Raw genomic sequence first — 25,843 nt, forward strand, 5'->3', positions numbered from 1 at the left:
TCGCCATGGTAAAGCCGGTCTGGACATGTAGTCAGGATTTAGCTTCGCCAAACCTCGTGCACCGCTCGAGTCGCACCTCTGCGTTGCGCTGTCCTGTACATGAGTAAAAGCGCATTACCATATGAGGGAAAATTATTTAATTTACACGGTTTATGATATGCTCCCGTTTATAAATTTGCAGCAATTCTCCTTGCAGTTTCAATATTCGCAACCAGCGAATCCAGTTGTATCTTTGAAGACCATCCTAAACTTAATTCATCCAAACGTTTATTGGCGGCAGGATGGTAGTGCTGTCCATCATCTTCAGCCTGCTTTCCTGCAGCAACAGCTTCTTTTAGAAAACCGGTATCAGTGAGTCTTCTGTCGTGCGGAATAGGGTTTAATACTAGATTATTGCCGGTTTGCAGGCGGCCAGCTTCTTTAATATCCAAGGTTTTAGATAGTTTCGTTCTCTGTCCGATAAAAACATAACCATCACAAAATCCAGTGTTTATTCCGTAGGTTTTTACCCCTTTATCATGAAGCCATTCAATTGTAGCAGGTATATCCAGCATGTCTTTGGGGGATGTTGCCACCAGAGTAATTTCCGTTCCGGCTAGTACGGGCAAATCATTGCAAAGCCGTTCTGCTTTTATATCACCAATACCTCCCATTCCTGCCGTTACAGCAACAGGATAGCCTAATTCATGCGCCAGCGTCATTGTAGCGGAGGCTGTAAGAAAAGCGTTTGCTCCTGCTCTCAAACCTTCATGCAGGGTTATTCCATCCAACCTTTGCCAGTCTTTAATGCCTTCTCGGGCATGCAGAAAAGCATCTGCGCAGCCAATGGCAATTTTGCCGCTTTGCAGCCAGATTATCATTGCATCCTCTGGCCAAACCTTAATTATTTGATTATTGCTTATCGAAATAAGTCCCTGACCCAGAAGAGCACTTTCAACAACATATTTTTTAGAGTCAGTCATATACATCTAAATCCTCCTCATCAATACCTACGTGTACGCATAATCAATTGAAAATTATAACCGTTGACGCCAAAAACAAAATAGACTATAATCCCTAATATTATACAACGTTAGACTTAGTATAATATATTGTTATCTATTATAATTCATTAGGAAGAGAATTAGGAAGAGTAGCGTATGTGCAGTAAAGTTCAAAATCCGGTCGTTTCAATCTCTCACTTGAGCAAATCTTATGGGAAAATAAACGCTTTGCTTGATGTAAATCTGGATATTTATGCGGGTGAAATATTAGCGATTGTAGGTGACAACGGGGCTGGCAAAAGTACCCTGATAAAAATACTGGCCGGGGCAGTTGCGGCTGATTCCGGTAAGATCATTGTCGGTGCGAAAGAATATCGGTACTTATCACCAATTAGGGCCATTAGGCTTGGAATCTCTACAGTTTATCAGGATCTGGCGCTGGTCGACTGCCGGGATGTCGTGAGCAATATGTTCTTGGGGAGGGAACCGGTAATTGCTGGGTTCTTTATCAACCGCAAGAAAATGGAAAAGGAAGCAGAATATGTTCTTAACAATTTGCAGATTAATATTCCTTCACTGAAAACACCGGTAGGGCTTCTGTCAGGTGGACAAAGGCAGGGAGTTGCGGTAGCCAAGGCCATTATCCAGGGAGGAAACGTCATCATATTTGATGAGCCGACAGCAGCCATGGGCGTTCAGGAATCAACCAAAGTAATCGGACTTATGCAAAAATTAGCCCGCGACGGCATGGCCGTTGTGGTAATAAGTCACAATCTGCATCATGTATTTGAAATATCCGACCGTATTTGTGTGTTACGTCATGGGCAAGTATCTGCCATATGTCAGACGCAGGATTATCAACCTCAACAAATAGTGGAACTCATTATGGGAGTAACAGCAAAAGACAGATACTAAACAGGAGTTTAAGCATAATGAAGAAAATTAAGCTGACGACAATTAATTGGAACGAACATTTTTCCCAGATTCTACTCTCATTTGTCTTGATTCTTACAGCATACTTGTTGAGTCAGGCATCACCCTTCTTCATGACGTGGGACAATTGGCGAAATATCCTTGATCAAAGTGCGCTGCTCATAATTATCTCCGTAGGGATGACTTTTATTATCGCCACAGGTGGAATTGATTTGTCGGTTGGAGCCGTAACTGCATTGAGCGGCGTTTGTATGGCATTAGCATTGCATGCCGGATTACCAGTTGAACTGTCGGTTCTTTCGGGTATCGCTTCCGGTGTTTTTGTCGGCCTGTGTAACGGGCTGTTGATTTCCAGATTAAATCTCAGTCCTTTCATTGTCACCCTGGCAGCCATGTCTGTTACCAGAGGGATAGCTTTAATTCTTACCAACGGTATCCCCATCTACGGATTTCCCGCAACATTTACTTGGTGGGGCAGCGGCCATATAGGACCGGCAAATCCGCCCATGCTAATAGCTTTACTTGCATATATAACAGGTACTTTGATTTTAAGCGGAACCAAATTAGGCTGTTATACCTTGGCACTGGGAGGGAATGAAGAAGCTCTGAGGCGTTCCGGAGTAGCTCATAAGACATATAAAACTATTGTATATGGCATTTCCGGTTTTACGGCTGCAATTGGCGGATTGGTTGTCACCGCGCGTTTAAATACGGCTGAGCCGCTGGCCGGTTGGATGTTCGAACTTGACGCTATTGCCGCAGTCGTGCTGGGTGGTACGGACATGAAGGGAGGTAGGGGGAGCATCAGCGGGACCGTAATGGCTTGCGTATTGTTAGGAATGTTGCGCAATGGTCTGACCATTTTAAACATACCATCCTATTACCAGCAGCTCGCCATTGGCGTCATTATTCTGGTAGCAATAATCATATCTGAACTGCGTCTTAGAAATAAACCTGATCGTAAAAATATCTTTGAGGAGGTTTAACATGAAAAAAGGTAAACAGCTAGCAGCTATTATTCTTATTGGTATCCTTATGTTGTCTGTTGTCGGGTGCGGGAATCAAGCAGAAAATACAAAAAATAAAGTAAACTCTTCAATGCCACCTGGAGACGATGCCAAGGTAGTTGAGAATGAAAAAATTCTTATGGAACAATTGCAACCTTTACCCCAGCTTAAGCAAGGTGAAAAAATCGGCATACTGGTTATAACTCTGGCCAATCCTTATTGGGTTTCCCTCAAGGAGTCTTACGAAAGGGCGGCTAAGGAACTGGGAGTTACTGTTGAAGTAATGGCGGCACCCACCGAAGGCGATACCAAATCTCAGTTGGAAACACTGCAAGCTATGGTAGCAAAAGATTATAAAGGTCTTATCGTATCACCTATCGAGCCGTTCAATCTGGTACCCGGTGTAATCGCAGCGAACAAAAAAGGAATAGAAATAGTTAACCTGGGGCCCGGAATAGATGTCGGCGCAGTAACTGAGGCCGGCGGAAAACTCGATGGTCGCATCACGGTTGATTTTGAAGAACAAGGAAGAAAGGCTGCCCAATATATTGTTGAAAAAGCAGGCCAGGCCGGCGGCGAGGTAGCCATTATACAAGGCATTCCCGGTGCAGGTCAGAGCGAAGGAAGAACCAAAGGCGCCAGGGAAGTTTTTGAAAAAACACCCGGTATTAAGCTGGTATCAATTCAGCCTGCCAATTGGGATAGAAATACGGCATACAATATAACAACCAACCTGTTACAGTCAAACCCAGATATCAAAGGCATCTTTTGCTGTAACGATGTAATGGCTTTGGCAGCAACAGACGCCCTGACCGCTGCCGGAAAAAGAGATGGCCGCATCGTATTTGGAGTTGATTTTACCAATGAAGCAAAAGAAGCCATTAAGGCAGCCAAACTTGATGGAAGTATTGCTTATTCCATGGATGCATATGCTAAGGCCGGAATTCTCCTAGCTTTAAAGACAATTCAAGGAATGGATGTCCCCGAACAAGTTAATAGTCCGCTGGCTGTCGTAACCAAGGAGAATATTCAAGAGTATGAAAACTGGCACTAAAGTTTTTGGAAAAGCGGCTGTTAAAGAGGCAGCCGTTTTTCTGTTATTCATAAGAAACAAGGATAATTAAACATGAAGTTAGAAGAACAAATTAAAAATATGGCTTTAAATCATGGCTGGGATTATTGTGGTTTTGCAGATCTCCAGCCCTATCACTGGTACATGCAGGAGGTCTGCGGCAGCTTCATTCAACAATTTCCCAGGGCAATATCATTGGTTATAAGACTTTCAAACGCAGTTGTTGATGCTATAGCAGATCAACAGCCAGATAAAATTCTGTCATTTCTTAATTATAATTATTATGCCGTTGATTATTTACAAAACACCGGCGCCGTCAAAATTGCCAATTATTTGGAACGGACCGGTTGGAGAGCATATCCCGTACCCGCTTCCTATGGAGTATACCCAGATCATCTTGCCGGACTTGTATCTCACAAATTAGTAGCAAGAGCAGCCGGTCTAGGTTGGATTGGGAAAAGCGGTCTGTTTTTGACCAAGCAGGAAGGGCCGCGGGTGCGCCTTGCTACAATTCTCACCGATGCTCCGCTAGCTGCCGGAAAACAGATAGAATCAGGTTGCAGGTCTTGTGATATTTGCATTAAATCATGCCCGGCAGGAGCAATAAAAGGTCGTGAATTTGATGAAAATGAAGCTGACTGCAACCGGTTAGACCCAATTAAATGTTACCATTATATGCAAAGCAGAAAAAGAGAATGGGGAATCGAGATAGAACGCAGCGTATGTGGACTGTGCGTGGCCGTGTGCCCATTCGGAAAGACCAGAAGATAGATTGGGTGGGATTATTATCTGCAACTCTTTTAGCCGCTGGCTTGCCTTGCTACTGCAAAATAAAGGCGGCCAGCGTTTCCACTTCCCGGCCCTTCGCTGTTATAGGTGGTAAAGATGATCGAAATTCTCTCCATTGCCTCGGCGTCGTTTTCGGAGAATGCCCAAAAGGGTTTCAAGCTGTCTGGGAACGTAAGGCTTACGCTCCTATTCTTTCCTATCTTTCCGCGTTATGACTTAGTTTTATGATATGCGCATTTAAATTCCATTCCAATCCAAGAACCCCCTACTTATGTCTTCGGCTCTCTCCCAGAAGCCTTCTCTTTTCTGCAGGAAACAGGCAATCTATTCTATCCCAATTACAGCGATCTTTTTACCCGTTATTTTTGTACCCCACCTGTACCCAAACAAACAGATACATGCGGATATATTGGGATTTTTATTTTACCGACGTTAGCCTCTTAAAATTCTTTAAATAGAAAAAAGCCCGGTGATTCGGGCTTCTAAAATACTATAATGGTGGGCCGTATAAGATTCGAACTTATGACTTCTTCCGCGTCAAGGAAGCACTCTCCCACTGAGTTAACGGCCCATTAGACGATATTTATTATAACCCTACCATTACCAGAAATCAATAGGGGACGGGAGACCGGCAGGACGTTTTTAGCATGGCACTATAATATTGCCTTAAAAATGTCCGATGGCGCCTTTCGCGTCAAAGAAGCAGTCTTTAACTTAGCTCTGTCAACCTTCCCCTTCCTCTCACCCTTGCGGCTGTCTCGTCATATAGGCATAGTTCTATCATGGATTAAATATAGATAGGTTAAAACTAAAGGGATGGATCAGCTATGACATTCATAATATTGATGCGCAAGCGAACCGCAGTTTTTTACTTGCTCTCTTTCCTGCTTGTGATTATGTTTATGCTGCGCACTTACGCCTTTGCTGTACACCCTAATATGGATAACTGGAAAAAAGAAAAAATAGTAGTAGACAAGGTCAAAACCGAAAAAAAGATGGTCGCCCTTACCTTTGACGATGGTCCTGATCCCCAGTTTACTCCGATGGTGCTGGATGTACTAAAAAATCATCAGGCTCAGGCTACCTTTTTTGTGATGGGTAAAAAAGCGGAAGCCAATCCGGCAATTCTGCGAAGGATAGCTGCCGAAGGTCACGAAATTGGCAATCACAGTTACAGTCATCCCAATTTCAATAAGATAAAAAAAAAGGCTCAGCTTGAAGAGATAGATAAAACCAGAATTATCATTAAAAATATCACCGGACAGACTCCTCGTTTATTGCGTCCACCCGGGGGATATCTATCCTATGACCTGGTGGCGATGACTAAAGAGAGGAAAATGACGATAGCTTACTGGACCTACCAACAGGACAGTAAAGATTGGCGTAATGGGGTAAAGGCAACCGCCATAGCCAGGCATGTAATAAGAAATATCAGCCCCGGGCAGATTATTATTCTCCACGACGGTTGCCCCAACGGGATACAAACCGCCAAGGCTACTGATATGATAATTTCACGCTTGCAGGAAGAAGGTTATAGTTTTGTAACTATGAGTGAATTAATTAAATTGGAAAACCAGTAATAAAGAAACGCCGGCTACCATAAAAATGTAAAAAAGCGTAATAGGGGGTCTGTTTATTATGCCGAAAGTTTTCGGTTTTTATGAACTGCCAGCCAGGGCTAAACTTATCCTAATCGGGATAGTAGCTCTGGTGGTACTGGCCAGCAGTGTAGTGTATGTGCAGGCATATCACCGGGTCAAGCCGATTTATGAAGTCCCTACCGATAAAAAGATGGTAGCATTAACCTTTGACATAAGCTGGGGGAACAAGACCCCGATGCCGGTAATTGAAATCCTTAAGGAAAACAAGGTAAAATGCACCTTTTTTCTGTCCGGTCCCTGGGTTAAGCAATACCCTGAAATAGCCCAGCGGATTAAAAAAGACGGGCATGAAATCGGCAGTCACGGCTACCGCCATATCAATTTGAGCAATCTCAGTAAGACCGAGGTTAAAGAAGAAGTGATGAAGGCCCACAAGAATATCAAAGAAGTGACTGCAGTTGATGCCAAGCTCATCAGGACACCGAACGGCGATTATAACGAACAGGTAATTGAAGGCATTCACGAGTGCAATTACGAAGCTATACAGTGGAGTACAGATTCCCTGGATTGGATGAATCCGGGAATCAGCACTATTATCGAGAGGGTCAGCAAACGCGCCCACCCGGGAGATATTATCCTGATGCATGCCAGCGACACCTGCAAGCAGACCCATGAAGCTCTGCCGGCAGTGATTAAAAACCTCAAGCAACAGGGGTACACATTCGTAACCGTTTCCGAATTGCTTAAAGAGGCTGAGAAAGAAAAGAAATAAGGATATAAAATAAAGAAGCCATTTAAGGACTCCACTTAAATGGCTTCTTTTTATTCGTTGTCGTCTTTGCCCTCATTACCTTCCTCGATATGCTCGAGGCCGATATCTTTGAGGATTTGGTCAATCAGCTTCTTATCCACCGTATCACCTCCTTCTGAGATACTATTATATTTTAAAAATGTACTTGGTAGTACTCTATTATTATAGCATATTGATTTCATAATATTTTGAAAATATTGTCACATACTTATGGACTGTATTCTATTCAGAGATGCGGCAGCAAGCAGCCGGGGGCGGGCTACTATTTCCGGGGGCAGGTATCATGTCCGTTGCCGTCATCATAGGTGCAGGCTGCCGTATTATATACTTGTACCTCTTCAGTATCATCCTCCTGCTTTAGTAAATGACGCGGTATTTTATCAACTGGTTCCAGAACCGGAATGGCTTTTCCATTAGCTGCTCCCAATTCCTTGAATTTTCGGGCGGTGGGCAATACCCGGTATTCCATAGAACCGACTGCCCGGTTATAAGCCTCAATGGAACGTTCCAGCCCTTTTCTCAGGTCGTTAAAATAATTAGCCATTAAACTGAGACGGTTATAAAGGGTCTTACCCAGCTCGCTGATCTGCACAGCATTCTCGGCAACGCTTTCCTGCCGCCAACCATAAGCCACTGCCAGCAAGAGAGCTATTAAGGTAGTGGGGGTAGCCAAAATCACCTTCTGCTGGGAGCTATACTCTATCAAGGCCGGGTCCTGCTCCAGTGCCGCACTGAAAAATGACTCCCCGGGCAGAAATAGCACCACGAATTCGGGAGCAGGTTGGAACTGTTCCCAGTAACTCTTGCCGGCCAATTGATTAACATGGGCCCGAACCTGTCTGGCATGCTCTTTCAGACTATGCAGCCGGGTTTCCTCACGATTAGCCTCAATAGCCTCCAGATATGCCAGCAAAGGTGTTTTGGAGTCAACCACGATAAAGCGGTCGCCGGGCAGCCTGACCAGCATATCGGGACGCTGCTTGCCCTCTTCCGTATCAACCGATTGCTGCTGGTAAAAGTCGCAGTGTTCCACCATACCTGCCATTTCCACCACCCGTTTAAGCTGAATCTCTCCCCATCTGCCCCTGGCGCTCGGCATACGCAGGGCTTTTACCAGTTGAGCGGTCTCCAACTGGAGCTGTACCTGGGTGTGAGCCATGGATTTTACCTGCTCGCTAAGGCCCGCATAAGCCAGGTTGCGCACATTCTCCATTTCCTTGATTTCCCGGTCGACTCTATTCAGGGATTCCTTCAGGGGTTCAATCAACTGGTTAATGGCTTGCTGGCGCTTTTCCAAATCGCTCCGGGCTCCTTCCTGATATTTATCCAGGGAAATCCGGGCCAATTCCAGAAAGGCTTGATTATTAGTCTGCAGGGCCTCTGCCGAAAGTGCCTTGAAAGCTGCCAGAAGGTTTTCCTGGGCTTTGTCCAGTAAAACCACTTTTTCTGCAACTGTCCGCTGCTCTTCCTGTATCCTGGTCTGTAATTCGCTCTGTTTTTCGCGCAGTTTGGTATTCAAATCAATTAGCTGCGCTATCTGCTGTTCCCTGTTGGCTACGGCGGCTTCCAGTCCGGGAATATGACGGTTCTTCTCTTCTGCTGCCGCTCGGGCCTGTTGCTCCTGATTTAATTCCTCCTGCAGCTGTCCCAGACGACTGCCAAGCTCATCTTGCTGAGCATTTAGTTGCATGATATAGCTTTCCCTGCTCTGAAGCCTTTCTCTCAAAACGGCTTCTTCAGCCATCCGTTCACTTAACTCCCGGGTACGGCCGACCTCCCACCTGGCTTTTACGGCCCCATAGCATATTGATGCTCCAAGTAATAATCCCAGCCCCAGCCATGTTAGACCAATAATATTTACTTGCATGGAAAAAACCTCACTATCTCTTAAAGGCCAAACTTGACAAATTTTCATTTCTTACCTGATTTTACAGGCATCCCTGACACATAGCAAGCTTCGGACTACCAATACTAAACAAGAGCAAAGCATTAAATCCGGTGTTAAGCATAAAAAACGGGGCCGCTTTCCCTGATAAGCTTTTATCGGACGGCTCAAAAACAGGAAGGATGATCATATGTTAACGCGCGATGGGGTTATAGCCCGGTTTATATTGTGGTTTTGCTTTTATTTTCTTTCCGGTACCGGCATGGTTGAGGGTGGTGCCGCCACTATTTGCGGAGTATTGGGTACGGTGGCTCTGACCAGCGCTCTGCTCCATTATTCCCCCCTGGTAGAATTTCTGACTATCAGAACCGAAAAGATGCGCCAGGAGGAGAACTAATACTTCCCCCGCAAAAATACTTACAGCCGATTGGTATTAACCCAGTCGTTATCTTCAAACCTATAGCTTTCAAAACGATCGGGGGGGAGGTTTACATCCTGCCAGCGGTTTTTAAGTGCATACTCCAGTTCTCCTGAAGAATTCTTCTTTAGCACATATTTCAGGGTTGCTATCCCCTCTTTATTTTTTATGGTGAGGTAAAATTCGTCGCCCCGGTCACCGGTATAGTCATAGGGAAAATAAATGGAGTCAGGCTGGTAATCACCCTCGGTATAAGCCTGGTGCCCCAACTGTTTAAACTCACGCAGTATCATCTGTTGGTCAAATAACGGTTCCGGCGGCGGCTGCGGTTTAGTTCCGGAAATGTTTCGAAAAAGTACTGCGGCCACAAATACGACCAAGGCAACATAAATAACCCGGCGCCAGTTCACTTTACTACCTCCTATGCTCTCACATAACGACCTGCTTCTAATTCTTTGACCTGACCCAGTCTGCTTAAGCGCCTCAGGTGCCTGTCAACCATAACTTTGTTCCAAAAAATCAAATACTGATTGAACCGGCCTGGTTCGTAGACCAGATCCTGCTCGGCTATCTCGTCTATACTCCGCGGTTGGTGAAGGTAATCGAGAATACTCTGCTCCCGGGATAAAATAATATCGAGATAATCACGAAACATTTTCTTAATATTATCGTCTTTGCTGTTAAAAATCCTCCGGTGCGATGTCACCAGTACGGCGGGCTCTATTTGCATGATCTTTTCCACCGATGCAATTATTTCATCCACATCAGACATGCCGTCGCCGTACCAAGGGCCCCGAGGGGATAAATCCAGATCGGCCGTGAAAAGTATACCTTCTTTTTCCCACAGAAATGCATAGTGGCCACTGGTATGTCCCGGTGTATGTATGGCCCTCACCTCGGTTTTTCCCAGGGTGAATACGCTGCCGTCAATGAAATCCCCCGCCAGCTGGATATGCCTGAATCCAGGACGTACCGGAACATCATCGGGATAGGGAAAATTTGATGTCTCCCGTTCCAATTTCGGATTGCCCATCAAATTCTGCCATTCCAGAAAGCCTGAGCGACTGATGTAATCGTCCAGATCAGTGTAAGCTCCGGCCTCTTCCCGGCCTGCCATTATGCCGGCTTGAGGGAAAAGATCCGTACAATGGGTATGATCGAAATGGTAATGGCTTAGCAAAAGAAGCTCAACATTCTCGGCTGCTATCTTGCCGTAAGCTGCCGCTCCCGCCCCGGCATCTATCAGCATACTGGTTTCATCTTGGATATACATGGAATTGCTGTAGGGATACATAGCTTTGGCTTCAGGACGAATCACCCTGATGTTATTGGTTAACTCCACGATCATAGTCCCGGGTGCAGGCAGTAATCTCGGCCCACACTCTCCCCCCTTAAAAAAAGCGCGTCTATATATTAATAAGGCCCGGATTGCAACCGGGCCGCAAATGTTTTTAATCTAATCCAGCTTATCCAGCATTTCCAGTACCATGTCAAAGAAGTACGCTATATCATCCCGGTCATTGATGCCTGCCTTGAATCCTATTTCCGGGAACCTGCCGCTCCCATTGATTTTAACATTCACCATATACATGGCCTGATCCATGTCCTCTTCAAGATGCTCCAGGTCTATATCGTCCCAGTCGTCGTCCAGTACATCTTCATCATCTATGGATCGTTGATGGGCGTTTATTTCTTCACCGTTATCGATTATCTGGGACACTATCCACATTACGTCGGTGGTACTTATTTCCAGTTCCTCGCTAAGCTGTATGATTTCGTTGGCTACTGGTGTAATTTTCAGTAAATCCGAGAGATTTACCGGATCCCCTTTGCCCCACTTCTTTTTCATTAGCATCACCTCCGTATCTATTTGCCGCAACCTGGAACTATTCAATTGTACGCCTTCGCTTAACTGGCAAGGTCATAGCCATGTGCTTCAAACGTATACAGTAAATTGTACTCTTGTTACCTAGATTATATGTGAACTACGCCCTAAAAAACAACCATGGCGGTTTCCGAAATAATTTGCCAGGATGCTGCAACATCAACAGGGTAAAATTGTACCACAAAGATACCCTGACTGCAAGACAGGTGTTCAGGCTTATGTCGTTAATCAGTGATAATGTCATGGTATAACTCTTCAGGGAAAATGTCATCCCCCAGAAAAGATATAATGGGAGGATGAAATTAGAAATGAGCAAACAAGAAGCAAGAAAAATAACTATCATCGAAGAACTGTTGGCAGGCCGGTTTACAAATAAGCAGGCTGCAGAGCTTTTAGACCTCAGTGTAAGACAAGTACAGCGGATGAAAGCGGAGGCATCCGCAAATGGGGTTATAAGTATTTTGCATAAGAATAGAGGACGGAAACCGGCTAATGCATTGGATCCTGAAGTTGCTGAAAAAATCTGCCGAATTTATCAAACGGAGTTGTCCGGATATAATTTTTGTCATGCTACCGATGTGCTTGCTGAAGATAAAGATATTTTTGTTTCGGTAAGCACTGTCTCAAGGTATCTTAGGGCCAGTGGTATTCGCTCTCCAAAGGCCAAGCGCAGACCCAAGAAACATCGTTCCAGAAATGCCCGGGAGCGCGAGGGTGAAATGATTCAGATGGATGCTTCCAGCTTTGATTGGCTTGGCAATGGTTCCTACTTGCACCTGCACGGTGCGGTTGACGATGCCACTGGTCGTATCCTGGCTCTTCATTTCGAAAAGGAAGAAACCTTTGAAGGTTATTGTGAACTGATGTTTCAGATGAATCAGAATGGGCACCTGCCAAGAGAAATCTACACTGATGGCAGAACCGTTTTTGTTTATAACAGCAAAAAGAAAAAGGAATTAACCCTTGAAGAAGAATTGGCCGGCAAAGTGGAAAAGCAGACTAACTTTGCCAGAGCCCTTAAAGAACTCAACATCCTGTTAATCATTGCCCGGTCTGCTCAGGCTAAAGGTGGTATTGAAAGGCTCTGGGAGACTTTACAGGACCGTTTGGCGAAAGATATGCAGCGTAAAGGAATTTCTTCTATCGAACAGGCTAATGATTTCCTAAAGCATTATATTCCCTACTACAACCGTAAATTCGCCGTCCAGGCTGCCAGCCCGGAAAAGGCCTATTTGCCTAAGCAAGATATGTCTGCATTGCAGTTGATTTTTGCCAAGCATGTAACAAGAAAAATCGATTCAGGGCTTTCCTTTTCCTTTGAGAACCATAAATACCGTCTGCCTGCCAAGGTGGAAAATATAAAAGTCCCTGCATCCCCTCATGATACGATTACTGTAGCAACCAGTAAGCATATCGGAATGCAGGTCCTTTACAAAGGCCTCGTTATTAAACCCGAATTGCTCAAAACTCAGCCCAAGGAAAGTATAGTACAAATACCTCAGCAGGACAATTCCTTGAATAGCCTGCCGGCTCAGCCCAAAATCAAGCCAAAGAACAAATCACCTTGGTTCGCATATAGTGAAATCTTCTATTCTAAGAGCCGCAGCAGGGATGACATTTCTGCTGCTGAGTTATCTAGGTAAAGGGGTGACATTTTCCCTGACCATTGACAGACAGGTGTTCAGGCTTAGCTTATATTATTTATATCCTGCCGGAGTTATAATCTATATGCGACTTTTGCGATAATTTTTTTATGGAACGGAGGCTGCCATTTGATTAAAGCGTTAAAATTATTGGCCGTTTTGCTCACTATAATCCTGCTGATAATGGTCTTTTATGGTATATTTAAAGGGATATTCAACACTCCTGGCTTCTGGTTGCTTTACCTGCTCATATTGGGGGCTGATTCCCTCAGTATCGCTGTTATCAAGAAGTATAATGGTGGAAGGAAGTGCTAACTATGCCGGGCAACAGAAAGCCCAATATGATTATTGACGCCAACAACAAAATTCATCTGCTCCTGGGGGATTTCACCCGGGGTAAGTTCCATAAAATCACTGCTGTCCTGATGGATAAAAAGATTGCTTTAATCTCATTGGGAGCAGGTGTCCTGGCCGGGATAATATTGGCTCTATTGAAGTAAATAACTTAAACCCTATTCCCGGTATTGTTCCATCCAGGCTTTACGGGCGGCTTCGCGGGCTGGTGGTATCATGGGCGCCACCATCTTCTTGAGCTCCACCCGGTTCTCGTGGACGAAATCGTCCAATTTCTCCTGAAAAAAGGTTTTATCGTGACGGCCAACCTTGACGGTCACACAATAATTGCTTTGTAAATAAAAAATAAGCTCCACCGAAGCATCGGTTTGACCTTCGCGAAATTGGCCTGCTCCCGCTGCTTTGTTACGATCAATCATGCGAAAGTTTTCGATTGCTACAAGCTGCAAGTTAACTCACCTCACCTATGTGCTTATTGGATAACTTCGACAGCTAAGCCCTCATTCCTGCCCTATTGGTTTTGGCTGAATAAAAACTCCTGCTGAAATAACGGCAGGAGTTTTTGCAAGGGAACCCCAGCTGGTATAAAAAGAAGGAACCTTCATTAAAGTTTCTATAGCTTGTTGTTAGCAGATGCGAGGCACGTGTTCTCCTTCCAGGGGACCCAGTATCCGTTCGGCTCCCAGCTCGGTTTCAATCAGCACCAGCCCGGCCGGCTGCGCTCTCAGTTCACCTATTATCGCCGCTGCCCGGGATTCGGGAATGCCATGCAAGGTTTTAAGCACGGCAGCAGATTTTTCGGGAGCTGCAAATATCACCATCTTACCTTCATTGGCCATGTAAAGGGGGTCCATCCCCAGCATATCACAGGCACCGCGAACTACCGGGGAAACCGGGATGTCATTATCCCGTACTATTATGCCGAGGTTGGACTGGGCGGCTATTTCGTTCAAGACCGTGGCCAGCCCTCCCCGGGTCGGGTCCCGCATACAGCGGATATCAGCCTTATACGGCGCCAGTTTCCGGCCTATGGCATTGAGCGGGGCGCAGTCACTGATTACCGGGGTGGAAAAACGCAGACCTTCACGCTGAGCCAAGATACTCAGACCATGGTCACCCACGGTTCCGGTTACTATAATATGATCGCCCTCCCGGATTCGCTGCGGGCGGTAATCGATATCTTCAGGTATTAGACCGATGCCGGTGGTGTTTATAAAAATGCCGTCGGCACTCCCCTTTTCCACTACCTTGGTGTCACCGGTTACCAATTTGACCCCGGCCTGGACAGCCGTTTGCGCCATGGATTCTGCAATCCGATGCAAATCAGCCAGAGGCAGGCCTTCTTCGATAATCATAGCCACCGAGAGGTAAAGGGGTAGAGCCCCGCAGGCTGCCAGGTCATTGACTGTACCGCAGATGGAAAGCTTGCCTATATCTCCCCCGGGAAAAAATATGGGGGTAATGACAAAGGAGTCAGTTGACATGGCTACCCGGCCCGCAGGTAAATCAAGCAGGGCACCATCCAGCATGGTCTCCAGATATTCATTCCTCCAGGCGGTTTTAAAAACCTCGTCAATCAGCTGCTGGCTCATTAAGCCGCCACTGCCGTGAGCCATTAGGATTCGCTCCGCTTTCATTGAATATTTCCTCCCTTGAACAATTATAAACGAACGTGGCAACCTCCCCTTTCCGCGTTTTCCGCATCCAAAAGGGGGCTCTTAAGCTATTCTGTAGCGATAATAGGCGGCGCAGGCTCCTTCGTGGGAGACCATACAGGGACCTACCGGATTTATCGGGGTACAGGCCTTGCCGAAGAGAGGGCAGTCATGCGGGGTTATCCTGCCGGTCAGAACCTGGCCACAAGCGCAGCCTTTTATCGGTATATCCTCATATTCAGGTATACTGAATTTACGGCGGGCATCCCATTTTTCATAGTCATGATTGAATTCCAGGCCGCTGTCCTCAATAAATCCCAGTCCCCGCCAGCGGGCGCCAGCGGTGGTGAACACCCGTTTCAGAGTCTCCCGGGCAGCCAGATTCCCCTCCGGTCTTACTACCCGTTTATACTGAATTTGGGCCCGGGCCTCGCCTTTGCGAATCTGCTGCAGCAGCATCACTATTCCTTCCAGGATATCCCGGGTCTCAAAGCCGGTTATCACACAGGGCTGGTAGTATTTTTCCGCCAGGCCAAGATACGGTTCCAAACCTATTACAATAGAAACATGCCCGGGACAAATCAGTCCATCCACTCTGATGTCGGGATCGGAAAAAATAACCTCCAGGGCAGGAGGAACCACCTTGTGCAATGAGAAAACGGAGAAATTTTCGAGCCCTTCCTTCCTGGCCTGCTCAGTGGTAATCGCTACTGCCGGAGCCGTGGTTTCAAAGCCGATGCCCAGGAAAACTACCTCTCGCTGCGGATTCTGCCGGGCTGTTGCCAGAGCGTCCAGAGGCGAATAAGCCACCCGCACATCCGCCCCCCGGCTGCGCGCTTCCTGCAAAGAACTATTGTTGCCCGGGACCCTCATCATATCACCGAAGGTAACCAGGATAATGCCTGGTCTCTCGGCCAGGTCTATAACTGCGTCTATATCGCCCTGGGCGGTTACACAGACCGGGCAGCCCGGACCTGATAACAACTTCAGGTTGTCCGGCATCAGATTTCGGACTCCGCTTTTAGCGATCGCCATGGTATGGGTCCCGCAGACTTCCATCAGTGCAATGTCCCGGGTTTCAGACTGAATATCCCTGAGCAGGGAGTCGATATAGTTTTTATCATTATTCACATTCAACTGGGCTGCAACTCCTTAAGTAATCGCATGGTCTCATCGGCGGCATCGGCATCGATAATATCCATGGCAAAGCCGGCGTGCACCAGGACATAATCCCCGGCTTTAACATCAGGGATAAGCTGGATACTAATGTCAACCCGGTTGCCGTCGACATCTACCCTGGCCATATGGCCATCCAATATTTCGAGGATTTGGGCCGGAACTCCCAGACACATCAATCAATCACCTCGCTTGCTATTACAGCCTGGCCCAGCGCTATGCCCCCGTCACCCGGCGGCACTTGCTGGTGATAATAAACTTCAAATCCATTGGCTTCTAAGGATTGTATAAGGCCAATTGCGATAATCTCATTATGAAATACCCCGCCGCTTAAAACGACTCGGTTCAATCCCGTGTCATCACGCACCCTTATCAGCGCCTCCAGGAACATCCGGATTACCGTCTGATGAAATCTATAGGCAACGGCACCCACCGGCAGATCCCGCTCTATATCAGCCAACAGTTCCGGCCATACGGGCAGGGGATTCATAATCCATATTCCCTGTTCTTTTTCGATGTTATAATCGTAGTATCCATCTGTCTTGTGCCCGGCTGATGCCTCCAGTTCGATAGCTGCCTGTCCTTCATAGCGATTTACGGCACATATATTGAGAACCGCGCCCACAGCATCAAAAAGCCTTCCGCAGGACGAAGTCAGGATTTCCTTTCCCCCGGCCAGCCGGCTTAGCAGCAAGTCGCTTTCCTCCTTTTTAAGATCGGGCAGATACTTTGCAGCTATCCCCAGGGCTCGGCTCTCGCCCAAGGCCTCAATAATATATACCAAGGCCATACGATAGGGTTTTTGGGCGGTAATATCTCCGCCGGGCAGCGGCAGGTATTTCAGGTGACCCCGGCGCTTAAAGCTGCGGTAGCCTCCCTGCAGTATTTCACATCCCCAGACCGCACCATCGGCGCCCCATCCGGTGCCGTCGCATATCAAGCCCAGTACCTCTCCTTCAATTGCGTTCTCCGCCATAACCGATGCCATGTGGGCATGGTGATGCTGAACCGCTGCCTTTTTTACCCCCTTCTGCGCCTTGGCCCAACGGGTACTTTGATAATCGGGGTGCAGGTCGTGGGCGATAACCTGCGGCCGTACATCCAGCATTTTTTGAAAGCGTTCTATGCCATTGAGAAAATTTTTGTAGTTCAGATAATGGTTCAAATCTCCCCAGTGCTGGCTCAAAAATGCTTCTCCCGGTCGGGTCATGCAGAAGGTGTTTTTCATTTCCCCCCCCACTGCCAGTACGGACCGAGAGCGTTCCGGGATTGGAATCCCTAATGGTACAAAACCGCGGGCACGGCGAAAATAATGTGGGGTATCGGCTTTGCTTATTTTTATTACCGAATCATCACAGGGATTGTATATCTCCCGATTATGGATCAGGAAATAATCTGCTATTTTAGCAAGCTTGCTCAGCGCTTCTTCATTGGTGGTTATAAGCGGCTCGTCACTCAGGTTGGCACTGGTCATAATCAAAAGGTCAAGCTCATCATCAAAAAGGAGATAATGTATCGGGGTATACGGGAGCATAACTCCCAGGGTCTTTAACCCGGGATGAATCAGGCTACCATCCAATTCCGGATGCTGCCTGCTTTCAAGTATTACGATAGGGGCCTGGGGGGAACTCAGCCATCTCTCCTCCGCCGGGCTTATCAGGGCATATTTGCGCGCCGCCTTGAGCTCCCGGGCCATTACCGCAAAAGGTTTGGCATCGCGGCGCTTTCTTGCCCGCAAGTTCCTGACCGCCGCTTTATTCCCGGCGGCAGCTGCCAGATGAAAACCGCCCAGACCTTTAACAGCTACAATATGGCCGGCTTTTAATAGCTCCACTGCCGGAACATCAAGCACCCGACCTTTATTATCCAGAAGAGTCGCATGAGGGCCGCATACCGGGCAAGCATTGGGCTGAGCATGGAAACGCCGGTGCAGGGGATTCTCGTATTCCTGCCGGCACTCCGGACACATGGGAAACTCTGCCATGGTAGTATTGGCCCGGTCATAGGGTACGTCTTTAATAATGGTATAACGCGGCCCGCAGTTGGTGCAGTTGGTAAAGGGATACCCATAGCGCCGGTCTGCTGGATTCTTGACCTCCCGCTTGCAATCTTCGCAGATAGCGATATCAGGGGAAATCATGGTAGTTTTAGCATTTTCTTCGGCGCTATTGCGAATGGTGAATTTTTCAAAACCCTGAAAGCTTATGTTCTCTATCGAACAACTGCGAATCACAGCCAGGGGCGGTGGTTCATCCACCAGGCGGCGAGTGAATTCCCGCAGGTCGTCTTCACCGCCTTCAACTTCAATATATATCCCCGTGGAGCCGTTGAGCACCCATCCCTTCAGGTCATGCTCGATGGCCAGGCGGTATACATGGGGCCTGAAACCGACTCCCTGGACTATACCGGTGATTTTTATTCTGTATCCAGCTGCTGCTTCTAGCATTATTTCACCTTTTTAGACGGAACAAGAGCTAAACAAGGGGACGTTCCCTTTGCTTCCTCACATGGTAAAGAAATAAAAAGAACATCCCCCTGTTCCTCTTGTTCATCAAAGCATCTCCAGCAAACGGTCAATGTCATCTTTTATAAGCTCTGCCATCTTTGGCACCTTGCCGGCGATTTCCGGGGAAAGTTCAAGTCCCAGGCCCAGATTTTCAGGTTCAATGCCATAAACCAGAATTTGGGGATAGTGGCCCAGCATATTAACATGCCGTGCTGCCTGCACAAACCCCAAATCATGCACCGAGGTCATGGCAGAATCAAACTGCAGGCCAAGCTGCTCCAGGGGAGCCCGGTAAATTGTCCCCGGCTCTCCCCCGGCCTGCATGGCATCAATAACGATAATAATATCTCCTTGGCAAAAAAAATCCACCAAGTCATAGCTGTAGGTACCGCCATCAATTAATTCCACTTCGGCAGGAATATCCATCTCACTCAAGCACTTGATCACATGCACACCTGCACCATCATCCTGCATGATCAGGTTACCTATACCTACAACCATGATTTTTTTCAAACCATAGCCCCCTCTTCCCTTAAGCACTGAATCCGCCATCGGCCTTGACTTCCTCTTCATGGGTGCCATGATCAAAATCGGTGGGGATTTTGCCGGTAAACATGGATTTCAATACCGGGATACCTTCAGAAATATCCAGGTATACATGAGCCAGCACAGAAAGTACAAACAGCCAGGTTACTATATAATGAATCAAGCGAACGGCTAAATAACCACCCAGGAAGCCGCCTAATGCCATAAACATATTAGGCTTGTAGAGTATAAACCCGGTGATGATCTGGATAAGGGCCATGAACAGCCATCCAGTGTACATCATTTTTTGACCTGGGTTGTATTTGCCGTAATAAGGGTGGCTATCAGCCATGAAGAGATAATATTTTATCATACTGGGAAACTTGAGGGTATCCTCTTTGATGTTAAAAACAATATTCTTGGCGTCTTTGGCTGCAATAGCATAATATACCCGCAATACCACCCCGAAACACAGCACGTAAGCCATAGCAAAATGTAGGGTGCGTGGGGTATCCATATTGCTGAACAGTCTGAAAGCATGGGGGGCATGGATGTAGTATCCGGTTAAAATCAAAAGGGTTATAGCAATCATATTAGTCCAGTGACAAAACCGGATCCAGCCAGAATGCCTATCCTCCATCTGTTTTACCATCATTTCACCCCCTAGTTGATAGCGAACTGGCTGATAGTTTTTTTGTCAGGAGTCATAATGTGAATGGCGCAGCCAAAACAGGGGTCAAAAGACCTCACTATCTTGACCAGTTCCACAGGACTATTGATATCCTGTACCGGAGTACCGATTATTGCTTGCTCCATGGGTCCCTGGACATCTCTTTCATCCCGGGGAGAAGCATTGAAGGTAGTGGGCACTACTGCATTATAGACGGCGGTCCGGCCATCGCTGCTGATCTTGTGCCAGTGTCCCAGAGCGCCACGGGGAGCTTCAGTGAGACCCATTCCCACAACTTCACTGCCCTTGGGAACTTTATGCGGGGTACAAACCGGTTCACCAGGTTTAAGCTCCAGAGCCCATTTTTTCAGTTCATGAGCCACCAACTTGCATTCGACTGCCCGGGCAAAGTGTCTTCCCAATACAGAAAAGGCCTTGTCACCCAGTCCCCGTACATCTTTTTGCTTCATGACCCACATTCTGGCCAGAGGGCCGACTTCCATGGGATTGCCGTTATAACGGGGAGATTTCATCCAGGAATAGGCACCCTTCTTTTCGGGGGCGGCGGTAATAACAGCTACGTCCGGAGTCTGTCCGCCGGTATCATCTTCATACCAGGAGTATTTTACTTCCTCAGCTATATTCTTGGGGTCAAAAGGCAGATCCTGTCCTCGCAAATAGATGCCTGAAGGGAAGAACTTATCCTTCTTAACATGGTCTTTCCCCTCTTCCAGCGGGAAGCCGCCGTAAGCCATCATATTCTTGCAGCCAATACCAATATTGAAGTCCTCCGGAAAATATTGGGCTACTGCCTGAACCACCGGTATATATTTATTTTCAATAAAACTAATAAGTTCATCTATGCGAGTGATGTATTCGAAAACCTTTTGGGCATCCGGAACTTCGGAGACTCCGCCCGGAACTATGGACTGGACATGAGGCATCTTGCCGCCCCAAATAGCCAGGGCTTCCTGGGCTTTGCGGCGCGCCACCAGAGCATCCAGGTAGCAGCCGGCAGCAAACTCATTTATATCATCCGGCAAATTAAAAGGAGTGTTATACCTGGGTTTAAAAGGAGGTATATTTACATTGATACTTTTCACCCGTTCCACATCAACATAATCCAATGCGGCCAGATGGAAAAAGTGTAATATATGCGACTGAATAAAATTGGAACCGAGAATCAGGTTTCTGATTATCCTTCCATGGGGTGGCGGTTCAATGCCAAATGCATCATCAAGTGCCAAAATACCCGCAGTAGCATGGGAGGTAGGACAAACACCGCAAATTCTCTGCACTATCTGCTCGGCATCGCGCGGGTCTCTGCCCTGCAGTATTTTTTCAAATCCCCGCCACAGAGTTCCACTGGTCCAGGCATCTTTTACCACACCGCCATCTATTTCGACCTCCAGTTTCAAGTGGCCTTCAATACGGGTTACGGGATCGACAACAACCTTGGCCATTAATTGTCACCCTCTTTCTCTTCTTCATTCCTCTTGGGGCCAATACGACCGGTAGCTATATTACCTGCCAGGTGCCCGCCAATACCTAATACGGCAGCGGCGCCCAGCACCCCGCCGACTTGGTCAACGGTTACGGAAGTTGCAGGTCCCACCGGCATCTCTGCCATTCTCTCATACATCGGCCAACCCGGAAACTGCGGTTCAGTGCAGCCAATACAGACACTACCGCACTTGACGCACCAGTTTACCCCGCCGTTAAACAGCCTGGTGGTAGCATCGCAATGAGCGATAGGCCCTTTGCAGCCCAGTTCCAGCATACATCCCATTTCCCCGAAGTTCTTGGCAAATATGCCGTTATCGAAATACTGCCTTCTCTGGCAATTGTCATGGATGATTTTGTCAAAGAACATGGTAGGACGGCCAAAGTTATCAAGCTCAGGAATTCCATACAGCAATACATGGGCGATGGTTCCTACCATCCAATCGGGATGAGGCGGACAGCCGGGTACATTAATAACCGGAACATCTTTAACCACCTTGGAAACGGGCTTACACTCAGTGGGGTTGGGCGGCGTAGCAGGAATTCCGCCGAAAGCCGAGCAGGTGCCAAAAGACAATATCGCCGTGGACTTTTTACCGATATCGGTGACCAGCTTTTCAAAGGTTATATGATGGCCGTTTTCCTCACCTACCGTACAGTATGCACCATTAGCACCGGTCGGTACCGCACCTTCAACCACCAGGAAGAAATTACCCGCATTCTCCTCGGCCACTTTATACATCTCCTGCAGAGCCAGATCACCGGCAGCTGCCATAATATTGGGATGGTATCTCAAGCTGATCACTTCGGTCAAAACCTTTTTAATGTCAGGATGAACCGTATTCAACAAGGAAATTGAACACCCTGTGCAAGATGCCCCCTGTATCCAGATAACCGGAGGAGCACCGGCTGCTACAGCTTCAGACATATAAGGACCAAGGAATCCTGTCATGGATATAGCTGCGGCCGAACCTGCACAGAGGCGAACGAAGTCTCTGCGACTAAGTTTGGTAGGCATTTAAGACATTCCCCCCAATCGATTAATTAACCAACAACCAAAAACTCTATATACAATCCCAATCACGGTTATACTCTCTCTCTACTATTATTAGCTAGCTTATCTTAGCCCTCACCTCCTCCAGCAGGAATTCACTCCATTTGTCTATTCCCATACCCGTCCGGGCAGAGACCATAAAGGTCAGTGCGGAAGGGTTCACCTGCTTCAAATCATTTTCAAATTGCTCTAAATTAAAATCGGTGTAGTCCAGCAAGTCTATCTTGTTAACTAATACTACCCGTGCCTCCCGGAAAATCAGAGGATATTTCAGGACCTTGTCATTCCCCTCGGTAATACTGATAACCACTACCCGGAAATCCTCCCCCAGGTCGAACTCGGCCGGGCAGACCAGATTGCCTACGTTTTCGATAAATACCAGGTCGAGCCGGCTTGCAGATAAAGCCTCGTACGCCTTCCCAACCATCCCCGCATCCAGGTGGCAGGTGCCTTCGGTATTGATCTGCACCACCCGCACTCCTTTTTTCTCTATGCGCCGGGCGTCCTGGTCGGTATAGAGATCACCTTCGATAACCCCCAGGTTAAGTTTGTCTCCCAGCTTTTCAATGGTGCGCTCCAGTATGGTGGTCTTACCGGAACCGGGAGAACTCATAAGGTTAACTGCCAGCACCCGGCTGTCTTTAAAAGTATGGCGGTTTTTACGGGCCAACAGCTCATTAGCCCCCAGGATGTTGCTTTGCAGGTTCACCTGTACCATCAGACTTCGTCCCCTTCGAAATAATCAATATAAAGTTCCCGTCCGGTAATTATATCAGCCTGTCCGTGCCCACACTGCGGACAAATGAAATTATAGTCCTCATTCACTTGAAATCGGCTCTGGCAGCAGGTACATATACAACAAAGCTCTCTCTCTTCAATTTCCAATGTCGCGTCCTTAAACATTTCGTCCACCGCTACTGCCTCAAAGGCAAAGCAGAGGCTTTCAGGCAAGGCCGCAGTCAATTTTCCGACTACCAATTTGACTTTATTAACCCGGGCAAGGCCATGCTCTATGGCGCTTTCCCTGACCGCATCCACTACGCCCTGGATAATTGATAATTCATGCATTTGCTCCACCTTCACCCAAGTTGATCAAAATAATCAATCAGCCACCTTTTGGCCCCCGCCCCAGCGAAAAAAAAGCTCGGCACGAAATGCCGAGCATAGATGCACAAATAGATAAGCAGCCGGGCCCTTCATGGACACGCTTATCACTTCTGCCTAAACTTTAGCATCTCCTTTTCACGATACGGGAAAACCTGGCCGGTTCCAGCCATACCTAGGTCTGCATGCCGCAGTTTATACCGGAGGTCATACAGACCCGGACAATTTATGTGACGCAACCCGTATTTTTACTATTGTTGCAATAATTTCAACAACTATCCGTTATGTTTTTTTCGCAACCGTCATTCATTGACAGTTGCCAGCGATCATCATAAATATATATTCTATATAACTTTAAATTATCCTACAAAATACCCTAATTTTTTTTATAGGCTTGTTAATTTATCTTATTGTATCTTCTTTTCTTTGACAAGCTTAAAAAAGGCCGAAAAAAACAGCGGCCGGTTCGATCGTTCACCGCTACCGCCCCGTTGCCCTAATTGTGTACATAACGATGAACGTGTTCGTCCTCTCCATGGATATGACAGTACTCATCGATAAGGTTTACCTCCTGAAGCAGTTTACGATTAGCCAGCACTTCAGCGGTTGAACCGTCATATATCAGCTGATGCTGTTCGGATAAAACCAGTGCCCGCCGGGATAGAGCATGTGCCAGTTCCAGGTTGTGGGTAGAGGTTATGATGGTACAGCCCCGACGGTTCAGTTCCAGCAGCAGATCTATCAACCATCTCTGGGTCCTGGGGTCCAAACCGTTGGTCGGTTCATCCAGGATGAGCACTTCCGGGTTCAGTACCAGGACTGAAGCGACAGCCACTTTTTTCTTTTCCCCGCCGCTGAGCAAATAGGGTGATCTCTCTCGCAGTTCTTCCAACTGCAGCATGCCGATCACATCGTCTACCCGCTTGTTCGCTTCAGCCTGGCTTAATCCCAGCTGTAAAGGGCCAAAGGCAATTTCATCCTCCACCCGGGTGGTAAAAAGCTGGGCATCGGAATTCTGAAAAATAAAGCCGACCCGACGGTGAAAACTCTGAGCAAAACGGTCATTTTCCATAAGCTGTTCGGTTATTTCCCGGCCAAAGGCTATAAATCTACCTTCTTCGGGAAAAACCAGACCACATAGTATCTTTAAAAGGGTAGATTTTCCGGAACCATTGGCCCCCAGCAGGCAAAGGCTCTCCCCTTTTGCCACCTTCAAGTTTAAATTACGAAAAACATCTATTCCCCTGCCGTAGGTGAAGCCGACTCCCTGCAAACTGAAGAGCGTTTCCTTCAAAGAACATCCTCCCATCTTTACTCAGCCTGTTATTTTAAGAGGTCAAGCCCGGAGAATAGGTTATTTCTTGCCGTCACCTGCTCCTGTTCCCCTGACCCTCTTCAGCTATTACCGGTATAGCAGCGGGCGGTCATGGCTTGATAGACCTCCTCGGCCATCAGCATGCTTTTGACAAACAGAGCTCCTACCGATGAACCCACCTGAGCCTGCTGTCGGCGTAGGGATATTTTGCCTACGGTACGCATTTTGCGTGCCTCAAACATTTCCAGCGATAACATGAGTAAAAGCATCAGATAGCGGTAGGTCATTTCGATAATCATTACAAACAGCGCCGGTACTCCAAGCATATGAAGGGATTTGAGCAAGCGGGATACAGGCGTGGTCACAGCCAACAATACCCCCAGAGATATTGATATCCCCACTCGCAAGAAAAGATATAATGCAGCCCTGGCTCCCTGATAACTTATGAATATACTGGGAGGCAGCTTATAACCCCACAGGTATACAGGCTCACTGAAATGGTGCACCACCAGTAAGGGGGTTCCGTTGTTAATAAGGTTAAACATGCCGGGTATGGCAACCAGCAGGGTTATAAGCGGGATAAACGCCCAAATCTTCACCTGCATGTTCACAACCGGCAACCGGGACAAGTACATGAGCATAAGGGTTAGGAGCCATAGACCCAGCAGAACCCCTATGTTATGGACCAAACCGACCCATAGTATCAATGCCACAGCAGCTATCAGCTTAATTCGGGGGTCGATACCCTGCAACAGACCATCCTGGCGGGTATAATACTCACTCAGCCGTTCACTGGACAGGCTTTTTTGCAGTTCATGCAGGGTTTTGCGCAAAAAGCCCGTGCTATGGCTTCCTTTTACCTCTAAGCCGAAGTCAGCATATTCTTTTGTGCCCATCCAGTCCGGGAGGTCTATCCTGCCGTTACCCATAAATTACCATCTTTCCAACCGCAGA

28 protein-coding genes and 1 tRNA gene are annotated in these 25,843 nt (G+C 47.2%); 10 read left to right on the forward strand and 19 right to left on the reverse strand.

Features of this window, described 5'->3' with window-relative positions; translation table 11 throughout:
- Window positions 1-167: 167 nt before the first annotated feature.
- Window positions 168-968 (reverse strand): pseudouridine-5'-phosphate glycosidase, encoded by an 801-nt coding sequence (locus tag ACU70B_RS09085; RefSeq protein WP_447183242.1) that lies wholly within the window; start codon window positions 966-968, stop codon window positions 168-170.
- Window positions 969-1,139: 171 nt separating this feature from the next.
- On the opposite strand from ACU70B_RS09085, the gene ACU70B_RS09090 reads away from it, so the two are divergent.
- The 4 genes from ACU70B_RS09090 (at window position 1,140) to ACU70B_RS09105 (ending at window position 4,766) form a co-directional block, all read left to right on the forward strand.
- Window positions 1,140-1,898, forward strand: coding sequence for an ATP-binding cassette domain-containing protein (locus ACU70B_RS09090; RefSeq protein WP_447183243.1), 759 nt, complete (start codon window positions 1,140-1,142; stop codon window positions 1,896-1,898).
- A gap of 17 nt (window positions 1,899-1,915) precedes the next feature.
- Window positions 1,916-2,902: an ABC transporter permease gene (locus tag ACU70B_RS09095; protein WP_447183244.1), complete on the forward strand. Its 987-nt coding sequence runs from the start codon at window positions 1,916-1,918 to the stop codon at window positions 2,900-2,902.
- Between the two features lies 1 nt (window position 2,903).
- Window positions 2,904-3,977 carry a sugar ABC transporter substrate-binding protein gene (locus tag ACU70B_RS09100; protein WP_447183245.1) on the forward strand — a complete coding sequence of 358 codons (1,074 nt, stop codon included), beginning with the start codon at window positions 2,904-2,906 and terminating at the stop codon, window positions 3,975-3,977.
- Window positions 3,978-4,049: 72 nt separating this feature from the next.
- Window positions 4,050-4,766, forward strand: coding sequence for a 4Fe-4S double cluster binding domain-containing protein (locus ACU70B_RS09105; protein WP_447183246.1), 717 nt, complete (start codon window positions 4,050-4,052; stop codon window positions 4,764-4,766).
- A 514-nt stretch (window positions 4,767-5,280) separates the two neighbouring features.
- Here ACU70B_RS09105 and ACU70B_RS09110 read toward each other — a convergent pair.
- Window positions 5,281-5,355 (reverse strand) — tRNA-Val (locus ACU70B_RS09110).
- Between the two features lie 256 nt (window positions 5,356-5,611).
- Here ACU70B_RS09110 and ACU70B_RS09115 point away from each other — a divergent pair.
- A complete protein-coding gene (locus ACU70B_RS09115) occupies window positions 5,612-6,364 on the forward strand; it encodes a polysaccharide deacetylase family protein (protein ID WP_447183247.1) in 753 nt (250 codons plus the stop codon).
- A gap of 58 nt (window positions 6,365-6,422) precedes the next feature.
- Window positions 6,423-7,157 carry a polysaccharide deacetylase family sporulation protein PdaB gene (pdaB, locus tag ACU70B_RS09120; protein ID WP_447183248.1) on the forward strand — a complete coding sequence of 245 codons (735 nt, stop codon included), beginning with the start codon at window positions 6,423-6,425 and terminating at the stop codon, window positions 7,155-7,157.
- 301 nt (window positions 7,158-7,458) lie between these two features.
- Here pdaB and ACU70B_RS09125 read toward each other — a convergent pair whose 3' ends face one another.
- Entirely contained in the window at window positions 7,459-9,063 is a 1,605-nt protein-coding gene (locus ACU70B_RS09125; protein ID WP_447183249.1) for a DNA recombination protein RmuC, read from the reverse strand.
- Window positions 9,064-9,271: 208 nt separating this feature from the next.
- Here ACU70B_RS09125 and ACU70B_RS09130 point away from each other — a divergent pair, with 208 nt between their 5' ends.
- Window positions 9,272-9,478, forward strand: coding sequence for a hypothetical protein (locus ACU70B_RS09130; RefSeq protein ID WP_447183250.1), 207 nt, complete (start codon window positions 9,272-9,274; stop codon window positions 9,476-9,478).
- A 20-nt stretch (window positions 9,479-9,498) separates the two neighbouring features.
- Here the strand turns inward: ACU70B_RS09130 and ACU70B_RS09135 are convergent, their stop codons facing one another.
- The 3 genes from ACU70B_RS09135 to ACU70B_RS09145 all read right to left on the reverse strand — a co-directional run bounded on the left by ACU70B_RS09135 (window position 9,499) and on the right by ACU70B_RS09145 (window position 11,348).
- On the reverse strand, window positions 9,499-9,909 hold the full coding sequence (locus ACU70B_RS09135) for a hypothetical protein (RefSeq protein WP_447183251.1): 411 nt from the start codon (window positions 9,907-9,909) through the stop codon (window positions 9,499-9,501).
- Window positions 9,910-9,920: 11 nt separating this feature from the next.
- Complete coding sequence (locus ACU70B_RS09140) at window positions 9,921-10,841, reverse strand: MBL fold metallo-hydrolase (protein ID WP_447183252.1); 921 nt, start codon at window positions 10,839-10,841, stop codon at window positions 9,921-9,923.
- A 114-nt stretch (window positions 10,842-10,955) separates the two neighbouring features.
- On the reverse strand, window positions 10,956-11,348 hold the full coding sequence (locus ACU70B_RS09145; RefSeq protein ID WP_447183253.1) for a hypothetical protein: 393 nt from the start codon (window positions 11,346-11,348) through the stop codon (window positions 10,956-10,958).
- 344 nt (window positions 11,349-11,692) lie between these two features.
- Here ACU70B_RS09145 and ACU70B_RS09150 point away from each other — a divergent pair, with 344 nt between their 5' ends.
- From ACU70B_RS09150 to ACU70B_RS09160, 3 genes are all read left to right on the forward strand, one after another.
- Entirely contained in the window at window positions 11,693-13,027 is a 1,335-nt protein-coding gene (locus ACU70B_RS09150; protein WP_447183053.1) for an ISNCY family transposase, read from the forward strand.
- A 129-nt stretch (window positions 13,028-13,156) separates the two neighbouring features.
- Entirely contained in the window at window positions 13,157-13,342 is a 186-nt protein-coding gene (locus ACU70B_RS09155) for a hypothetical protein (protein WP_447183254.1), read from the forward strand.
- A gap of 2 nt (window positions 13,343-13,344) precedes the next feature.
- The gene (locus ACU70B_RS09160; protein ID WP_447183255.1) at window positions 13,345-13,527 is read left to right on the forward strand and encodes a hypothetical protein; all 183 of its coding nucleotides are present in this window, start codon (window positions 13,345-13,347) and stop codon (window positions 13,525-13,527) included.
- A gap of 12 nt (window positions 13,528-13,539) precedes the next feature.
- On the opposite strand, the gene ACU70B_RS09165 is transcribed toward ACU70B_RS09160, so the two are convergent.
- The 13 genes from ACU70B_RS09165 to cbiQ form a co-directional block, all read right to left on the reverse strand.
- Complete coding sequence (locus ACU70B_RS09165; RefSeq protein ID WP_447183256.1) at window positions 13,540-13,830, reverse strand: hypothetical protein; 291 nt, start codon at window positions 13,828-13,830, stop codon at window positions 13,540-13,542.
- A 177-nt stretch (window positions 13,831-14,007) separates the two neighbouring features.
- A complete protein-coding gene (gene hypE, locus ACU70B_RS09170) occupies window positions 14,008-15,018 on the reverse strand; it encodes a hydrogenase expression/formation protein HypE (protein ID WP_447183257.1) in 1,011 nt (336 codons plus the stop codon).
- A gap of 81 nt (window positions 15,019-15,099) precedes the next feature.
- Window positions 15,100-16,167 (reverse strand): hydrogenase formation protein HypD, encoded by a 1,068-nt coding sequence (gene hypD, locus ACU70B_RS09175; RefSeq protein ID WP_447185743.1) that lies wholly within the window; start codon window positions 16,165-16,167, stop codon window positions 15,100-15,102.
- 2 nt (window positions 16,168-16,169) lie between these two features.
- Window positions 16,170-16,388: a HypC/HybG/HupF family hydrogenase formation chaperone gene (locus tag ACU70B_RS09180; RefSeq protein ID WP_447183258.1), complete on the reverse strand. Its 219-nt coding sequence runs from the start codon at window positions 16,386-16,388 to the stop codon at window positions 16,170-16,172.
- Window positions 16,388-18,658, reverse strand: coding sequence for a carbamoyltransferase HypF (gene hypF / locus ACU70B_RS09185; protein ID WP_447183259.1), 2,271 nt, complete (start codon window positions 18,656-18,658; stop codon window positions 16,388-16,390). Before hypF ends, ACU70B_RS09180 begins: the two co-directional genes overlap by 1 nt.
- Before the next feature lie 105 nt (window positions 18,659-18,763).
- Window positions 18,764-19,231 carry a hydrogenase maturation protease gene (locus tag ACU70B_RS09190; protein ID WP_447183260.1) on the reverse strand — a complete coding sequence of 156 codons (468 nt, stop codon included), beginning with the start codon at window positions 19,229-19,231 and terminating at the stop codon, window positions 18,764-18,766.
- A gap of 19 nt (window positions 19,232-19,250) precedes the next feature.
- A complete protein-coding gene (cybH, locus tag ACU70B_RS09195) occupies window positions 19,251-19,898 on the reverse strand; it encodes a Ni/Fe-hydrogenase, b-type cytochrome subunit (RefSeq protein WP_447183261.1) in 648 nt (215 codons plus the stop codon).
- A gap of 8 nt (window positions 19,899-19,906) precedes the next feature.
- A complete protein-coding gene (locus ACU70B_RS09200; RefSeq protein ID WP_447183262.1) occupies window positions 19,907-21,376 on the reverse strand; it encodes a nickel-dependent hydrogenase large subunit in 1,470 nt (489 codons plus the stop codon).
- Complete coding sequence (locus ACU70B_RS09205) at window positions 21,376-22,434, reverse strand: hydrogenase small subunit (RefSeq protein WP_447183263.1); 1,059 nt, start codon at window positions 22,432-22,434, stop codon at window positions 21,376-21,378. Before ACU70B_RS09205 ends, ACU70B_RS09200 begins: the two co-directional genes overlap by 1 nt.
- 94 nt (window positions 22,435-22,528) lie before the next feature.
- A complete protein-coding gene (gene hypB / locus ACU70B_RS09210; protein WP_447183264.1) occupies window positions 22,529-23,188 on the reverse strand; it encodes a hydrogenase nickel incorporation protein HypB in 660 nt (219 codons plus the stop codon).
- Entirely contained in the window at window positions 23,188-23,538 is a 351-nt protein-coding gene (locus tag ACU70B_RS09215) for a hydrogenase maturation nickel metallochaperone HypA/HybF (protein ID WP_447183265.1), read from the reverse strand. Before ACU70B_RS09215 ends, hypB begins: the two co-directional genes overlap by 1 nt.
- Window positions 23,539-24,070: 532 nt before the next feature.
- Window positions 24,071-24,868, reverse strand: a complete 798-nt coding sequence (locus ACU70B_RS09220; protein ID WP_447183266.1) for an energy-coupling factor ABC transporter ATP-binding protein — start codon at window positions 24,866-24,868, stop codon at window positions 24,071-24,073.
- 101 nt (window positions 24,869-24,969) lie between these two features.
- The gene (cbiQ, locus tag ACU70B_RS09225; protein WP_447183267.1) at window positions 24,970-25,818 is read right to left on the reverse strand and encodes a cobalt ECF transporter T component CbiQ; all 849 of its coding nucleotides are present in this window, start codon (window positions 25,816-25,818) and stop codon (window positions 24,970-24,972) included.
- Between the last annotated feature and the right edge of the window lie 25 nt (window positions 25,819-25,843).

The organism is Syntrophomonas curvata (genome assembly GCF_052976825.1).

What these genes read in the sequence shown, in the direction of transcription:
- ACU70B_RS09180 (WP_447183258.1), bottom strand. Translation starts at nt 16,388, where the DNA reads ATGTGTCTGGGAGTTCCGGCCCAAATCCTCGAAATATTGGATGGCCAT.
- ACU70B_RS09160 (WP_447183255.1), top strand. Translation starts at nt 13,345, where the DNA reads ATGCCGGGCAACAGAAAGCCCAATATGATTATTGACGCCAACAACAAA.
- ACU70B_RS09095 (WP_447183244.1), top strand. Translation starts at nt 1,916, where the DNA reads ATGAAGAAAATTAAGCTGACGACAATTAATTGGAACGAACATTTTTCC.
- ACU70B_RS09100 (WP_447183245.1), top strand. Translation starts at nt 2,904, where the DNA reads ATGAAAAAAGGTAAACAGCTAGCAGCTATTATTCTTATTGGTATCCTT.
- hypB (WP_447183264.1), bottom strand. Translation starts at nt 23,188, where the DNA reads ATGGTACAGGTGAACCTGCAAAGCAACATCCTGGGGGCTAATGAGCTG.
- cybH (WP_447183261.1), bottom strand. Translation starts at nt 19,898, where the DNA reads ATGATGGTAAAACAGATGGAGGATAGGCATTCTGGCTGGATCCGGTTT.
- ACU70B_RS09205 (WP_447183263.1), bottom strand. Translation starts at nt 22,434, where the DNA reads ATGCCTACCAAACTTAGTCGCAGAGACTTCGTTCGCCTCTGTGCAGGT.
- pdaB (WP_447183248.1), top strand. Translation starts at nt 6,423, where the DNA reads ATGCCGAAAGTTTTCGGTTTTTATGAACTGCCAGCCAGGGCTAAACTT.
- ACU70B_RS09085 (WP_447183242.1), bottom strand. Translation starts at nt 968, where the DNA reads ATGTATATGACTGACTCTAAAAAATATGTTGTTGAAAGTGCTCTTCTG.
- ACU70B_RS09090 (WP_447183243.1), top strand. Translation starts at nt 1,140, where the DNA reads ATGTGCAGTAAAGTTCAAAATCCGGTCGTTTCAATCTCTCACTTGAGC.
- cbiQ (WP_447183267.1), bottom strand. Translation starts at nt 25,818, where the DNA reads ATGGGTAACGGCAGGATAGACCTCCCGGACTGGATGGGCACAAAAGAA.
- ACU70B_RS09105 (WP_447183246.1), top strand. Translation starts at nt 4,050, where the DNA reads ATGAAGTTAGAAGAACAAATTAAAAATATGGCTTTAAATCATGGCTGG.
- hypE (WP_447183257.1), bottom strand. Translation starts at nt 15,018, where the DNA reads ATGAAAGCGGAGCGAATCCTAATGGCTCACGGCAGTGGCGGCTTAATG.
- hypF (WP_447183259.1), bottom strand. Translation starts at nt 18,658, where the DNA reads ATGCTAGAAGCAGCAGCTGGATACAGAATAAAAATCACCGGTATAGTC.
- ACU70B_RS09115 (WP_447183247.1), top strand. Translation starts at nt 5,612, where the DNA reads ATGACATTCATAATATTGATGCGCAAGCGAACCGCAGTTTTTTACTTG.
- ACU70B_RS09125 (WP_447183249.1), bottom strand. Translation starts at nt 9,063, where the DNA reads ATGCAAGTAAATATTATTGGTCTAACATGGCTGGGGCTGGGATTATTA.
- ACU70B_RS09145 (WP_447183253.1), bottom strand. Translation starts at nt 11,348, where the DNA reads ATGAAAAAGAAGTGGGGCAAAGGGGATCCGGTAAATCTCTCGGATTTA.
- ACU70B_RS09150 (WP_447183053.1), top strand. Translation starts at nt 11,693, where the DNA reads ATGAGCAAACAAGAAGCAAGAAAAATAACTATCATCGAAGAACTGTTG.
- ACU70B_RS09130 (WP_447183250.1), top strand. Translation starts at nt 9,272, where the DNA reads ATGTTAACGCGCGATGGGGTTATAGCCCGGTTTATATTGTGGTTTTGC.
- ACU70B_RS09215 (WP_447183265.1), bottom strand. Translation starts at nt 23,538, where the DNA reads ATGCATGAATTATCAATTATCCAGGGCGTAGTGGATGCGGTCAGGGAA.
- ACU70B_RS09200 (WP_447183262.1), bottom strand. Translation starts at nt 21,376, where the DNA reads ATGGCCAAGGTTGTTGTCGATCCCGTAACCCGTATTGAAGGCCACTTG.